Source organism: Haloarcula argentinensis DSM 12282 (assembly GCA_000336895.1).
GTDB classification, from domain to species: Archaea; Halobacteriota; Halobacteria; order Halobacteriales; family Haloarculaceae; genus Haloarcula; species Haloarcula argentinensis.
On record AOLX01000005.1, the window covers coordinates 186,989 to 201,085 of the forward strand.

Here is a 14,097-nt window from a genome sequence, read left to right on the forward strand (position 1 = left end):
ATATGTATTGAGCGGTATACTTGTCAGATATGTATCGGCCGAAGTGTCATCTGCTGTTCGTGTTTGTATAATCGTTGTTTGAGTAATCGATATCTCTTAACACATGACAGGATAGACAGATTATATGGCCCCGCATCGACTCCACCACCTTGCCCTCCTCTGTCTGGTCTGTGCGTCGCTCCTCTGTACCGCCATACCCGCTGGCGCAGCGCCGCCGCCGCGGCCGCTGTGTGACGCCTGCGGTGACACGTTTGAATCGACAGCTGAGTCCCACGGTGTATCGGTCACTGTCACCCACAGCAACGCAACCGTCGCCGTCAACAATAACGGAAGCGCGACGTGGGTCGTCCACAATCGTCTGTCTAATTCAGAGGGGGTTGCACGCCTTCGGGCAAACGAGAGCCTCCGGACTGCCATCGCCGACAGAGCGATGTGGGACACCGAACTCCTGAGCGCGAACGTTTCCGGCGATGGCGTCATAACGCTGCGCTACCGCGAGGTTGACTTCGCCGAGCGGTCCGTCGGCGGAACGGTCCGGACTGGCGAGTTCACTGAAGCCTATGGCTATCGAAACCTCGATGGCCTGGGTGCTGACCGGCTTGTCGTCGTGGCTCCCGACGGAATGCGGGTCGGGAGGTCCATCGACGGTGCAACCGTCTCAGACGACGGACAGCGGATGACGCTGACCGAACTCAACGACGGGCGTATCGTGACGTTCGTCCCCCGTGATACGGCCGCTGGGCCGCTGTTGAGTCTACTCGCAGTCGGAACACTTCTCGGTCCCGTGATGGCGATGAAGGCGCTCGCATACATTACCCTCCCCGCAGCGGTGTTTACACTCTTGATCGGCGCTGCTGCCGGGGGCGTCGCCTGGCTCGATTGGGATATGGAACGAGCCCGGGACTCCGCGGGCATCGTTTTCGCGGTCGTCGGCGCGCTGGCGGCTGCCCTGTCGATTCTCGGAGCGACGGGCGTTATACGGCTGGGTGGCATAGCGGCGCCACTGTTCGGCGGTGGCACTGCACTGTTCGTCTGTGGAATCGCACTTTCACAGCGGCGTGTCCGTGAGCGGACAAGCTATCGGACGGTCGTTGGCGGCGCAGTAGTCGGCGCAGGCATTGCGCTGGGAGCGACGATAGTGGCGGCGCCAATGGTCGTCACTACCGAGACCACACTCCCAGTGTCGGCACTGTTAGTCCTTGGACCCGCGTTTGTGCTTTTCCCGGCCGGGTACGCAGTCGGTCACGGGAACCGTCGGTTAGCGATGAAGACGGCCGCCATCGGGTTCGTGCTGTCGATGCTGCCGGTCCTCCCGGTACTGCCTGCGCCGTTTGGGCTGGGCGTGCTATTCATACCCATGGCCACGGCCAGCGCTGCCGCTGTTGCGATCGCCGGCCTGCCCATCTTCCTTGCCGGCGTCTCACTCGGCGCCCCTTCATCTGGTCGCTGATCAGTATAGACCTGTGCTATCTCATGCCATGTCTCCTGATAATTACCCGAAGATAACATCGATGTCACCTGATTGTACTTATGTTGCCAGTAGTACATAAGTGTGGGAACCGAACGACGATATATAATGTCGCAGGCGAATATCGGCCACAATCTTGACGACGAGGTTGCTGAACACCGTGACCCGGTCCACAACGTCGACCCGCTCTTTGTCAATCGCTGGTCACCGCGTGCGATGACTGGTGACTCGCTCGCTGACGATGACCTCCATTCGTTGTTTGAAGCCGCACGCTGGGCCCCGTCCGCGTTCAACAATCAGCACTGGCGGTTTGTCTACGCCACCCGCGAAGACGACGAATGGGACGCCTTCCTCGGTCTGTTGAACGAAGCCAACCGCTCCTGGGCACGCGACGCCGGCGCACTCATCGCCGTCTTCTCGAAGGTTACCCTCGACCACAACGATGAACCCGCCGTGACGCGCTCTTTCGATACCGGCGCTGCGTGGCAGAATCTCGCTCTCGAAGGTGCTCGGCGTGACCTAGCTGTTCATCCGATGGCAGGCTTCGACTGGGACCGAATTCACGACACTCTGGGCGTCCCCGAAGATGAATTCGACGCCGAGGCGATGGTCGCCGTCGGTGAGCGCGCCGACCCCGAGACGCTACCTGACGACCTCAAAGAGCGAGAAGAGCCGAGTGATCGGAAGCCACTGGACGAGATCGTCTTCAACGGCCGGTTTGAGTGAGCGGCTAGCTTCGTTCTGAACGCCGTCTAGGTCGCAACGAACGTAGGTACCACTTAGGTACCGCCGGTCGGGACGGCATGTTACCACTCCGGAACAGAGCGCCGGAGCGAGTCGTGTCCTCCGTGCTTCGATACTGTATTATTAAGCGGCTGAACTGTGTCCAGGTAGTTCCTGTCTCCAAGTAGCTACGCTTATAAGTGTGGCCACGAGAGGTATCGTATAGGCGGCCACAGCGGTGGGGTTGCCTCCCGTACCCATCCCGAACACGGAAGATAAGCCCACCAGCGTTCCGGGGAGTACTGGAGTGCGCGAGCCTCTGGGAAACGCGGTTCGCCGCCACCATTCATACCTATTCCTACGCGTCGATGAGCGACGCGACCCACTGTAGCTTGCGTCGGTACCACGCACACCCAGACAGCGTCACCGTTCTGTACCGAAGTGTTCGTAGCCACATCGTTGATCTGTCGCTGTCGACGCTGGGAGAACGAACAGGCAGCGTTCGCGGGGAATCATCCGCCGCTCGATTACAATTACACAACGCCCAGTTCGAACACCGCGAGGTAGATCTGGCCACCACCAGCTAAGATCATCGCGACGGCTGCGATCTGGTGTATCCGTTGCAGGTACGTGCCGAAGTTTTGCCAGATGCCGATGCCAACGTCCGCGAGAAGTGTCACACCGACAAGCGGGAGCGCTACCCCGAGCGCGTACACTGTCAGGACGAGAACGCTTGTGTGGACTGGCAGTGCAAGCGCCTGAGTGACGACGCCGAAGAACAGCGGCACGACACAGCCCGCTGCGGCAACCGCATACACAGCACCGAACACGCCGAACCCGGCTACCGACGCCGGTCGCTGTGGCAGCGGGACGCGAAGTTCTGGCTCGCGGTTCAGGAGCATCAGGGCACCGAATACGACCAGAGCGAGCCCGATGACTGGTTCGAGCATCGGGAGGGCGTTCTTTAGTGGCTGCCCGAGTGCGAGGACGAGTAGGGCGACGAGAGTGAGCGCGACAAGCGCTCCGCCAGCAGCGGCAGTGGCCGGTGGCAGCATCCCGACATTCTCGTCGCTTTCACGCAGGTAATATCCGATGTACCCCGGGAGAAGCGGGAACGCACACGGAGCGAAAAACGTCGTGATGCCAGCGCCCGCAGCGAACACGAGTGTCCCGAGGACGGCAACGCCAGCCATCTTACACCAGCGCGTCGAGTTCGTCTCGAAGCGTTTCGTCTTCGGCAAGCCCGCTGTGGCCGAACTGGACAGTCCCGCTCTCGTCGGCAATCGCGATGTACGGAAGTCCGTCGGCTCCGAACGCCGCCAGCAACTCGCTACCGGGGTCAAGGCCGACAGTCCAAGCACCGCCATTGCGGTTCCACCACTCGCTGATGTCAGCCCTCGTCAGTGTCTCGCTGGGCCGCTCGTTCGTCACTGAGACGAACGACACGTTAGTGTACTCAGCCCGAATCGTGTCGAGTATCTCAAGCTGGTCGTCACAGGGCGCACACCACGTGGCGAACAGGTCGACGACCGTGACAGTGCCCGGCGTCGGCACGGCTGTCTCGCCTGCCGACGAGCCGCGTGCATCAAGCGTCTCAACACGAATCGGAAGCTGGTCTGTGTCTCGGGGCTGGATACCCGACAGCCCGTTCTGGGTAACCCAGAGACTCCCACCGGTGAGACCGAGCCCGGCCATCGCCGCAACGACCTGTCGGCGGTTCACGCGTTTCTCACCGTCTTCAGGTCAGCAATGATGGTTTCCTCGTCCGGCGACTTCGAGCGGTAGGCACGCTCGACAAACCCATCAGCGTTGACCAGTAGCGTCAGTGCTGTGTGCGTGAACATGTACATATCCATGTCTTCAGGGTCAGTTCGCTGGAACATTACCCCGAACTGGTCCTGTATGACAGCCTTGGCTCGCTGCTTCGACGCTGGTCGAAGGAACTGCCAGTTCTCGCTATCGGCGTCGACGTTCATCTCGTCGGCATACGCCCCAAGCCGGTCAGCGGTATCACGGCCGGGGTCGAAGGTCATCGGGAAAAACGTGACCGCATCAGCGTAACCGTTGTTCTGTGCGTGGCTCTGAATGTTCCGCTGGGTCGAGATGAGGACAGGACACACAGTCTGGCAGTGGCTGTAGAAGAACGTGAGGAGGGCCGGCGTTTCGATATCGTGCAACCGAACCTCGCGTGATTCGGTCGGCGTGGAGACGCTCACGTCCGGAATCTGCTCGCCCCATGCGGGATACGGAACGTCGCTGCTCTCGAACTCCCGGTCGGGCTCTTCGAGGACAACATCGGGATTCGAATCGCCGAAGCGACCACCACCGAGACACCCGGCAACTCCAACAATTGTTCCAACCGTACCGGTCGATTTGAGAACCGTCCGTCTGCGCATACACGGTGCTTGTGCCCTCGAATATTTGGAGAATCTGGTGTGACTCTCGTAAACCGCCGTTCGGCTGCTTTCGTATTATCTCTGGCTGTGAGTGTGTATCAATGTTGCAGAGCTCCCAGTTTGGGACTGCTTTCACGACCCAGCTGAGTTCCGATGATTCTGCGTGCTCGATCGGCCCGTACACCAGCAATATGATGCATGGTAGACCATAGCAAAATCGGCTATAATCGGCGATTCTCCACATCAATCATAAACAAAACTGATCGGACACCAAATTGAATTATCTTGTCGCTCACGTACACTTATATGCCCCATCTATGCCTATATGTGGTTATCTGACCGAAACACCCATCTGAATACTGTTTGCTATCGTCTGAAACTGTAATTTCTAAACGTCAACCGTCCGAACACTTATGTGTAATCTATCCGATACTGTAGTTGTAATGCCAGAAACGAAGTTCGAGGTAGATGTCGACAGTGCGCCAGACGAACAGCCGGGTGCGAACCCGTTCAATCGGTGGCACCCGGACATCCCGGCGGTTGTCGAAGCAGACCCTGGCGACAGCATGCGACTGGAGGCTCTCGACTGGACCGGGGGACAGATAACCGATAACGACAACGCCAACGAGGTCCGCGACGTGGATCTCTCGCAAGTACATTATCTCGCAGGGCCCGTTCACGTCAACGGTGCCGAGCCGGGTGACCTGCTGAAAGTCGAGTTCCACGACATGGGGCCGCTCAACGACCGCTCCGAGTTCGGGTTCACTGGCACGTTCTCCCAGCAAAACGGCGGCGGCTTTTTGACCGACCACTTCCCCAAGGCAGCGAAATCCATCTGGGATATCGACGGCTACACGGTCTCCTCGCGCCACATTCCCGATGTCGAGTACGAGGGGAAGATCCATCCTGGCCTCGCAGGGTGTGCGCCCAGCGAAGAACTGCTAGAAACATGGAACGAACGCGAACAGGAACTCATCGACAAACACGCCGAGGACCCCGAGTCGATACCGAACCATCCGACCGGGAAGGAAGAGCCAGTCGTGGCGAACCCGCCGACACCGGACGGCGCGCTCATGGGCGAGATGGACCCCGACGAGGCCGAGGAGGCAGCAGAGGTCGCGGCCCGGACCGTTCCACCCCGGGAACACGGCGGGAACCACGATATCAAGGACCTCTCCATCGGATCGACGGTGTACTTCCCGGTGTACGTCGAGGGGGCGAAGTTCGGCATCGGTGACTTCCACGCCTCGCAGGGCGACGGCGAGATATCCTTCTGTGGCGCTATTGAGATGGCCGCCTACGTCGATCTCGAATTCGACCTCGTGAAAGACGGGATGGAGAAATTCGGCGTCGACCACCCGATCTTCGAGCCGGGTCACCGCGGACCGAACTTCGAAGACTACGTCACCTTCTGTGGCTACTCCGTCACTGAGGACGGCGAGCAGAAGTATATCGACTCCCACACCGCGTATCGGCGGGCCTGTCTCCAGGCTATCGATTATCTCAAGCAGTTCGGCTACACCGGCCAGCAGGCGCTGCACATCCTCGGCACCGTCCCGGTCGAAGGGCGACAGAGCGGCGTCGTGGACGTGCCAAACGCCTGTTCGACGCTGGCTCTCCCGACTGGCGCGTTCGACTTCAACGCGTCTCCAGAGGGGATCGAGCACAACAGCACCGACCGCGGTAATGTCTGTCTCACTGACGACCCGCTGTAATGAGGGCTAGAGACAACACGGGCTGTCGACACTAATGTTGGGAGAGACGACTGAAGATGACGGCAGTGCCGAGCCGAACACCACACACACCGCCGCAGGGGAACTCGCCGACGCAATCCGAACGACACTCGGGCCCAACGGGCTGGACAAGATGGTTGTCGGCGAGAACGGAACGGTCATCGTCACCAACGACGGGTCGAGTATCATCGAGTGGATGGATATCACGCATCCAGTCGGTCGGCTAGTCGAGCAAGCCGCGGCTGCACAGGACAGCGCCGTCGGGGACGGGACGACGACGGCCGTCGTGCTGGTCGGGGCACTGCTCGAGGAAGCCGCGGCGCTTCGTTCGGACGGGCTCCATCCGACGACAATCATCGACGGCTACGTCAGGGCTGCCGAAGCTGCCCTTGACCAGCTTGAGCAGTACGAACGTGGCCTGCACAGCCGAAACGACGACCGGCTGACACAGATTGCGAAGACTGCCGTCACGGGCCGATGGGACGACGCTTCGACCGATCGGTTCGCCGAACTGACCCTCAGTGCGCTGCAGGCTGTCGAGTTCGACACATCGAGGCTTACGCTCAAGTCCTACCCCGGCGGCGAACTTCGTGACTCCGTCTGTCTCGACGGGGTGGTAGTCGATCTGGAAACATCTTCGACATCCCTCGAAGCGCTCAGTCACCCAAGCATCCAAACGCACGACAAGCCGGCTATCGCGATGGTCGACGCCGAAATCGGCATCGAGGAACCGAACCATGTCGAATCGGTGGAGCTACAAGACGCGACACAGCGGAACGCGTTTCAGGCCCACGAACAGGACCGGAAAGCGGAGCTGGTAGAGCAAGTGGTGCAGTCAGATGCGACCGTCCTGTTCTGCCAGAAAGCCATCGACGAAGCGGTCAGAACCGCGCTCGCTCAACGAGGTGTACTCCCTGTCGAGCGGACTCGGCGGGACGAGTTCGATGTCATTGCCCGGGCGACAGGGAGCACGCCAGTGATGGCCGTTGACGACCTGACTGTCGATGACACCGGCACTGTCGAATCGGTCACACAGCGTACGGTCGGGACGACACAGACGCTCACGATGCAGGGCTGCCCCGAGGAACAACGAGCAACACTGCTGCTCCGTGGCGGCACGCCACATGTTGCGGAAGAGGTCCGTCGCATCGTAGCGGATTGTATCGACGTTACTCGTGTCATCCTCGACGACGGCACGTTCCTGCCGGGCGGCGGTGCGGTGCCGACCGCACTGGCGATGGACATCGCCGCTCTCTCCTGTGGGATACCGGACCGGACACAGATCGTGTTCGATGGGTTCGGGACCGCGTTGGAAGCCATCCCCCGGACACTGGCCACGAACGCGGGTACGGACCCACTGAACACGCTGACAACTATAAAACAGCGGCACGACGCTGGTTCAGAGACAGTCGGTGTCGGCCCCGATGGCCATCCCCGCGATATGATTGCGGCGGGTGTTCTGGAACCAGCCACAGTATTCAGGAGTGCTCTGCAACGGGCAGTCGCTGTTGTGACACAGATCGTTCGGATTGACGACATCGTGCAGATTAGTGCAGGTGAGCGCAGAACTGACGCTAGACACGACCACGCCCACGCGGCAACGGGCGGCTATCCGTGGGCGGTGGGGCACTGAGGGCATGACAAGAGAGTAAGCACCGGCAGCTATCCAGCCGACCGAATGCAGAATCAGGGAGAGTTACTCGTCCTCTTCAGCGCGTTCACGTTGCACCACGAACACCGGCCCGAGGAACCGGTTCGCGACCTGATCAGCTGGCATCCCGAACACGAACGTCGACAGCGACGGGTCGGTTTCACCCATCACAACCGTGTCAAACGCATCAGCAACGTCGACAATTGCGTCAAGGGGATTCTGGTCGCGGTCGATCCGCGTCTCGATAGTCGACGGGTCCATACCGAACTCCGCCAACCGGTCCGCCATTCCGCCAAGCAGTGTCTGGATATCGTCGTCCGTTGTGTCTTCGTCCGCAACGTGATATAACGTCACGTCGGCGTCCATGTCCCCGAACACATTGGCGACGACACGGGCGAGACGGTCAACGCCGATAGCCCCACGGACTGGGACCAGTACATCCTCGACCGGGCCTGTAGCGTTCGGAACGAGAACAGCCATGCAGTCGTGCTCGGCAATCATGCGATCGATGGTCTTCTGGCCGTCGTGTGTGAACACGAGTCGCCGCTCGACGGTTGCCCCGGCGTCCTCGAACATCTCCTCGTACTCATCGAGCCGTTCCGTGGCCCGGTCCTCAAACTGCATCCGGGCCTGTCCGGGCGCAGTCTGCTCCGGGATGACGTGATACCCCAGCAGGACAACGTGCGCATGGGCGAGCAGTTCTGGGACACCCTCCGGGACCGATTCTCCCTCGAGAACGCGGATCGGAACGAGTATCGATAGACGGTCGGTCATATTCAGATATCCCCCTTGAGTATCACGTCCCCAGCGTAATAACGGTACCAGAGGTACGAGGCGAGCATGACTACGATGCCAATGCCGATTGACGCAGGCTGCATGAAGGCGATCAATCCGAAACTCGCAAGCGCACCCACGGCCGGGACCACCGGATAGCCCGGCACTCGGTAGCTGGGCGAGTACCACTCCGGGTTCCGACGCCGCAACACGAGCAGGGCGATACACATCAGCCCGTACATAATCAGATGGAGAAAGGAGGCGACTTCGGCCAGAAGTTCGACCCGACCAGTCGCGACGAGGACGAGGATCGGGCCGCCAGCAGAGAGCAATGCGATATGTGGCGTGCCGTACCGGAGGTTGACCTCGCTCGCCTTTCTGGGAAGTAAGGCATCGCGGCTCAGCGCATATACCGCCCGCGAGGCACTGAGGATCGACGCGTTCGCGCTGGAAAACGTCGCCAACAGACCGGCACCCAGAATCGCGACTGCCCCGGGCAACCCAAGGAAGTCACGGGCAACTTCGACCATCGCTGTCTCCCCGAATTCCCCCAGACGGTCAGCGCCGAACGCGCTGGTCGCGACGAAAATCGTGACAACGTAGAACACAGTTACGATCAGGACCGACCCTACCATCGCCAGTGGGAGATTCCGCCCCGGCTGTTTGATTTCGCCCGCGACAGTGGCGACCTGGGCGAACCCCAGATACGACGTGAACACGAGCGCAGCGGTCGTCAACACCGGGAAGTACCCTCTGGAGAAGAACTGCTCCGGAACGGTGCCGCCACCGAACACGCCCACGGCGTCGAGGACACCGTAGGAGAGAAATACCGTAAGTACCACGAGGAGGACCCCCACCACCACGTTCTGAATCTTCGCGGTGTTTTCTGTGCCACCGATACTCAATGCAGTCAGTGCAGCCCCGAACAGCAACCCGATGCCGATAACCGGACTGAACGGGAGCGCGACGTTGAGCTCGGCGAACACAGCGCTCGCGTAGTGACCAAGGCCGACCAGATAGAACGCCGAGGCGAACATCAGTCCGAGCCACAGCCCGAGACCCACGATTGCGCCGTATGCCGTCCCCATTCCGCGCGAGATGAAGTAGTACCCGCCACCGCTTCGTGGCATCGCCGTGGCGAGTTCAGAGGTGGGAAGCGCCACGAGTAACGCGATCAGCCCGCCGATTGCGAACGAGAGTGTGGCTGCGAGCCCAGCGTTGGCAGCCGCCAGCCCCGGAAAGACGAAGATTCCGGCCCCGATCATCGTCCCGATCCCGATTGCCAGCCCGCCGACCAGCCCGATAGTCCGTTCTAGTTCAACGTCGTCGTCGTGGACGACTGCGTCGTCGGTGACGGCTGCCGGCTCCTCAGCAGGTGCCTCACCGGCGATGTTCTCGCCCACTGCGTCGACATCGACAGGCTGGTCAACCATATGCTAGAAATTGTATCACCTACCCGATAAAACCGCCGACGAAATGCGTGCCGACTCCGCAGGCCACAGCGCGAGTGAACTGGATGAACAGGCCGGCGACATAAGCGTAGCGCCACATAGGGAACCATCTCTGTGGGCTTACGAAACCCCGCTTGCGGCTCCGGAAGCCAGTGAGGTGGCCACACACTACCGTTTGGCCAGCCGAAACAACTCTATGTCTCGGTCACCTGCTATGGGTACTGTGCCTTTCAGTCATCGGGCCCGAGCGCTCACGGTTCCCGACGACATTCGAGACGCGATAGCGGCGCATATAGCAGCAACTCATCCCCACGAGGCCGGGGGATACCTCGCGTGTACGCTACAGGATGACCAGTTGTATGCGACCGATCACGTGCCGCTTGAAAATGTTTCACCGAGGCCGCGGCGTCGGTTCGCTGCCACGGCAACCGATCAGGTTCCGCCGGAGCCTCGCGTGTTCTATCACTCACACACGTCGGCGTCGACGCCGTCCGGTCTGACGGGCACCGACCGACGGAACATCCGTGACCGGTTCGCGCTCGTCGTGTTTGCCCCACACGGGGAGCCCTACAGTTACCGGCTGTTCCGACTGGGGTTATTTAATTGGCAAGAGGTCCCAGTGATGGGAGAAACATCCCACGAAGAGCCGGCCAGACTGCCACGGCTCATCTGAGATAACTGGTCTGAGTGCGTCAACTCGGGGCTGGTGTGGGGTGGTCGACAGTGAAATCGGAAGCGCTGGCGGTAAAGCGGTATCTACTCAGTCTTCCTCGCCGCCGGCCACGATGTTGGGGTTGCTCTGTTTCTCGACGCTGTATATTGGGTAGTCGTCCTTGGTGACGAAAGCGATGACGAGGAATGCCACGAGTCCCACCGCGGCGGCGATGAACGTCGGCAGGCCGTCGAAAGCGGCAGTGAAGATGTCGTTAGGGATGTACAGGAGCGTGTTCTCGTAGGCGTAGGTCGTCGGTACCATCACAAAGAGCACGAGACGGGTGGCGGAGCCGGCGATCATCGAGCCCAGTGCTGCTGGCGTGGTCGCGATATCGGACCAGTACAGCCCCATCACCAGCGGGACGAACGCGCCCGCCAGCATGATATCGAACGCCAGCACGAGCAACATTCCAGTCGCGGAGACCCGTATCGCGAGGAACACGCCAAGTAGCGTTATCGGGACCGACATCAGACGCGTGACGGTGAGCAGCTTGTCACTCTCCGAACCGAAGAAGCCCTCGTCGACGCCGCCGTCCGCGGCGGCTGCCGGGCTGGCGGTACTCTCCTCGTCGACGCGGATATTACCAATGTTCCGGGCAATGACTGCCGACGTTCCCAGAATCGCCCCGTCGCTCGTCGAGAACGAGGCAGCAACGATACCTGCGAGGACGAGTGCGGCCAGCCACGGTGGGACAGCATTTTGCAGGAGCGTGTACAGCACGGCTTGGTTCCCGGCCTCGACACCGAGGGAGGCGAGAATCGGGTTCGCCGACAGCGCGACAACCGAGAACGGGACACCGATGATCAGCGTACCAGCGGCCCCGATGAAGCAGGCTTTCTGTGCAGTCTCAGGGCTGTCAGCCGCAAACACCCGCTCCATGAAGTCGATGGCGACAATGTCACCGAGGCCGAGGGCGACGATGGTGGCAAGGTTGATGTACGCCCCTTGACTCGGGTCGGTGAGCTGCCCGAGGTTCGTTGGCCCCATCCCGGATGGAATCGTGATGCCGTAGTTCGTCGTGACGTAGACGATGAGCGCGATGGAGCCGATGAACGCGACGCCCGCCTGTAACACGTCCGTGTAGGCGACCGAGAACAGTCCGCCTGCGACGGTGTACGCGAGCACGAGTCCGGCGATGATGAACACACCCAGCTGGAAGCTCGTCCCAACGAAAATCTGGAAGAGGTACCCACCGGCAACGAGGTTCCCCGCAAGCAGGAACGCATAGGCGACGGACATGATGATGCTTGCGACGATCTCGGCGGTCCGACCGTACTTCCGGCGGTAGAAGTCCGGCAGGGTCGTGAGGTTGAGTCGGTTCATCGGCTTCGCAAAGAACAGTCCGGTGAGGAACAGACAGAGCGCCAACCCGACAGGCAGTGCCGCGCCGGCCCAGAAGCCAAAGCCTGCTGCGAGGTCGGTGTTGCCAAGCGTCGCGTTCGAGTCAAGCGACTGTGCCATCAGCGTCGCTGCAGCTAACGGGAGAATGAGTCCCCGGCCGGCGACGATGTAGTTGATGCTGTCGCCGTTAACTTTCTTCGCGACGTAGAACCCGATGGCCATCATCGTCACGATGGTGGCGGCGAGCCCGTAGAGGATGACGCTCACGGCGAACCACCACTGTTGACGATTGAACAACTATCGTCGCCTCTGTAGCCCGATTCCACAGTTTTACGCCCAGATTGGTTCCGGGCCGGACGGTATCCAGTCACATCAGTTTCGTTTTGAGCACTACATAAAGCGATTATGACAGTATTGTTTACACAGTAGAGTTATCCCGCAACGAGCATGGACTGTAGGAGTATGTTAGTGGACACATGTACGGTGTGTAACTCCTAAGACTGTTTTAATACCTTAACTGAGTGAGTACTTATACATTGTTCAGTTTCTTGCGCATGCGAAGAATTTGTTTCAACCGGAAGTAGAAAATGCGTCCTAATTAGATAAAACATAGAGGAATTGATGGACGTTTCGAAAATTCATAGGAGTGGTGCGCGGTGACGCCCGATCCGATTCGAATGAAACGGAAAGTCCAGCAGCTGGGCTCGTCCACGCTGGCGGTGACAGTGCCCGTCGACTGGGCACGGCAACACGACATCTCGAAGGGTGACGAGGTCATTGTCCAGCGCGACGAAAATGGTGGGTCGCTGCTCGTCGTCCCCGAACAGCCCACTATCGAGGACGTGGAGGCGACCATCGACGCCGACGCGCTGACCCCTGACGCGCTGGAGCGGGCCATCATCACGCAGTACGTTCTTGGTCGACAGCTCATCAGAGTCGAGGCGACGGCACCGCTGGGGACTGAACACCGCACCGCCGTCATGAATGCCGAGCGCCGACTAATGGGGCTAGGTATTGTTGAACAGGCCGAAACAACGGTGACAGTGCGATGCTCGGTCGCGCCCGAGGACTTCGACCTCCCGACGCTGCTGGGCCGACTTAGTCGCACCGAGGCGGTGATACGTGGGGACGCGATTTCCGCGCTCATCGAGGGTGACACGGCCCTCATCGAGACGGTGGAGAGCCGCCAGGCCCAGGTCGAGAAGCTGTTTTACCTGTTCCTGCGTCTGGTGTTTACTATCTACCGGAACCCGCGACTGAACCAGACTGTCGGGCTGGAGACAGGCTTTCCACTGATCGGGTACCGCTCGGTCGCACAGGACGTGGTGTTGATGGCCGACACGGCCATCGAGATCGCGGGGCTGGCGAGCGACTCGGCGACGCCCGACCAACGGACCGCCTCGAAGCTCACCGAACTCGGGGACGCGCTCGATGACGCCGCAAGCGCGACCCGGTCGGCAGTGACGACCCCCGACTACGACGCGACCGAAGACGCCCGCGCCGCGTTCGACCTGGTCGATGACAGGATCGCCGAACTGAACGCCCACCTCGAAGCCGAACGTCCCGAACCGTTGCTGGCGCTCCAGCGCGCTGTGGTCCTGCTCGAACGTAGCGCCAGACACGCCCGCGACAGCCTTTCGGTTGCGACACATCTGGCCTTCCGGAACGACCCCTCGCTAGTCACCGGGGAGTAACTCCTGACCGAGAGGGTCGAACCAGCATTAAATTCCTTAAGGAAACTCGAACGGTACATGTCCACTCGTGGTCATAGGAGTGGGTTTTACACATCCGAAGGAACGCTTATCCGTAGTTCGCAATCATCTACTTTTGTCGATAACCACGCCG

Annotated in this window: 12 protein-coding genes and 1 rRNA gene; 7 read left to right on the plus strand and 6 right to left on the minus strand. The window is 60.5% G+C overall.

The features are described from left to right. Window positions 1–124 precede the first annotated feature (124 nt). From C443_RS01520 to rrf, 3 genes are all read left to right on the plus strand, one after another. Window positions 125–1,450 carry a hypothetical protein gene (locus C443_RS01520; RefSeq protein ID WP_005533123.1) on the plus strand — a complete coding sequence of 442 codons (1,326 nt, stop codon included), beginning with the start codon at window positions 125–127 and terminating at the stop codon, window positions 1,448–1,450. A gap of 126 nt (window positions 1,451–1,576) precedes the next feature. Then, window positions 1,577–2,194, plus strand: a complete 618-nt coding sequence (locus tag C443_RS01525) for a nitroreductase family protein (protein WP_005533125.1) — start codon at window positions 1,577–1,579, stop codon at window positions 2,192–2,194. A gap of 219 nt (window positions 2,195–2,413) precedes the next feature. Next, window positions 2,414–2,536 (plus strand): 5S ribosomal RNA (rrf, locus tag C443_RS01530). A 188-nt stretch (window positions 2,537–2,724) separates the two neighbouring features. Here rrf and C443_RS01535 read toward each other — a convergent pair. Genes C443_RS01535 through C443_RS01545 form a run of 3 tightly spaced genes read right to left on the minus strand, consistent with a single transcriptional unit; the run spans window position 2,725 to window position 4,587 of the window. After that, a complete protein-coding gene (locus C443_RS01535; RefSeq protein WP_005533127.1) occupies window positions 2,725–3,384 on the minus strand; it encodes a cytochrome c biogenesis protein CcdA in 660 nt (219 codons plus the stop codon). Between the two features lies 1 nt (window position 3,385). Next, entirely contained in the window at window positions 3,386–3,913 is a 528-nt protein-coding gene (locus C443_RS01540; RefSeq protein ID WP_005533128.1) for a TlpA family protein disulfide reductase, read from the minus strand. After that, a complete protein-coding gene (locus tag C443_RS01545) occupies window positions 3,910–4,587 on the minus strand; it encodes an SCO family protein (RefSeq protein ID WP_005533131.1) in 678 nt (225 codons plus the stop codon). Before C443_RS01545 ends, C443_RS01540 begins: the two co-directional genes overlap by 4 nt. A gap of 443 nt (window positions 4,588–5,030) precedes the next feature. Between C443_RS01545 and fmdA the strand changes: the two genes are divergently transcribed. Beyond that, window positions 5,031–6,302 carry a formamidase gene (fmdA, locus tag C443_RS01550; protein ID WP_005533133.1) on the plus strand — a complete coding sequence of 424 codons (1,272 nt, stop codon included), beginning with the start codon at window positions 5,031–5,033 and terminating at the stop codon, window positions 6,300–6,302. 34 nt (window positions 6,303–6,336) lie between these two features. Continuing rightward, window positions 6,337–7,953, plus strand: coding sequence for a TCP-1/cpn60 chaperonin family protein (locus C443_RS01555; RefSeq protein ID WP_005533135.1), 1,617 nt, complete (start codon window positions 6,337–6,339; stop codon window positions 7,951–7,953). Window positions 7,954–8,016: 63 nt separating this feature from the next. On the opposite strand, the gene C443_RS01560 is transcribed toward C443_RS01555, so the two are convergent. Then, on the minus strand, window positions 8,017–8,745 hold the full coding sequence (locus C443_RS01560; protein WP_005533137.1) for a universal stress protein: 729 nt from the start codon (window positions 8,743–8,745) through the stop codon (window positions 8,017–8,019). A 2-nt stretch (window positions 8,746–8,747) separates the two neighbouring features. Then, a complete protein-coding gene (locus C443_RS01565; protein WP_005533139.1) occupies window positions 8,748–10,178 on the minus strand; it encodes an APC family permease in 1,431 nt (476 codons plus the stop codon). 214 nt (window positions 10,179–10,392) lie between these two features. Here C443_RS01565 and C443_RS20625 point away from each other — a divergent pair, with 214 nt between their 5' ends. Next, window positions 10,393–10,869: a Mov34/MPN/PAD-1 family protein gene (locus C443_RS20625; RefSeq protein WP_005533141.1), complete on the plus strand. Its 477-nt coding sequence runs from the start codon at window positions 10,393–10,395 to the stop codon at window positions 10,867–10,869. A gap of 87 nt (window positions 10,870–10,956) precedes the next feature. On the opposite strand, the gene C443_RS01570 is transcribed toward C443_RS20625, so the two are convergent. After that, window positions 10,957–12,519 (minus strand): sodium:solute symporter family protein, encoded by a 1,563-nt coding sequence (locus C443_RS01570; protein WP_005533143.1) that lies wholly within the window; start codon window positions 12,517–12,519, stop codon window positions 10,957–10,959. 410 nt (window positions 12,520–12,929) lie between these two features. Between C443_RS01570 and C443_RS01575 the strand changes: the two genes are divergently transcribed. After that, window positions 12,930–13,946 (plus strand): AbrB/MazE/SpoVT family DNA-binding domain-containing protein, encoded by a 1,017-nt coding sequence (locus C443_RS01575; protein ID WP_005533145.1) that lies wholly within the window; start codon window positions 12,930–12,932, stop codon window positions 13,944–13,946. The last annotated feature ends 151 nt before the right edge of the window (window positions 13,947–14,097 follow it).

Bases quoted from the DNA above. Each gene is read 5' to 3' on its own strand.
- C443_RS01555 (WP_005533135.1), top strand. From the start codon at position 6,337: ATGTTGGGAGAGACGACTGAAGATGACGGCAGTGCCGAGCCGAACACC.
- C443_RS01535 (WP_005533127.1), bottom strand. From the start codon at position 3,384: ATGGCTGGCGTTGCCGTCCTCGGGACACTCGTGTTCGCTGCGGGCGCT.
- C443_RS01565 (WP_005533139.1), bottom strand. From the start codon at position 10,178: ATGGTTGACCAGCCTGTCGATGTCGACGCAGTGGGCGAGAACATCGCC.
- C443_RS01560 (WP_005533137.1), bottom strand. From the start codon at position 8,745: ATGACCGACCGTCTATCGATACTCGTTCCGATCCGCGTTCTCGAGGGA.
- C443_RS20625 (WP_005533141.1), top strand. From the start codon at position 10,393: ATGTCTCGGTCACCTGCTATGGGTACTGTGCCTTTCAGTCATCGGGCC.
- C443_RS01525 (WP_005533125.1), top strand. From the start codon at position 1,577: ATGTCGCAGGCGAATATCGGCCACAATCTTGACGACGAGGTTGCTGAA.
- fmdA (WP_005533133.1), top strand. From the start codon at position 5,031: ATGCCAGAAACGAAGTTCGAGGTAGATGTCGACAGTGCGCCAGACGAA.
- C443_RS01545 (WP_005533131.1), bottom strand. From the start codon at position 4,587: ATGCGCAGACGGACGGTTCTCAAATCGACCGGTACGGTTGGAACAATT.
- C443_RS01520 (WP_005533123.1), top strand. From the start codon at position 125: ATGGCCCCGCATCGACTCCACCACCTTGCCCTCCTCTGTCTGGTCTGT.
- C443_RS01575 (WP_005533145.1), top strand. From the start codon at position 12,930: ATGAAACGGAAAGTCCAGCAGCTGGGCTCGTCCACGCTGGCGGTGACA.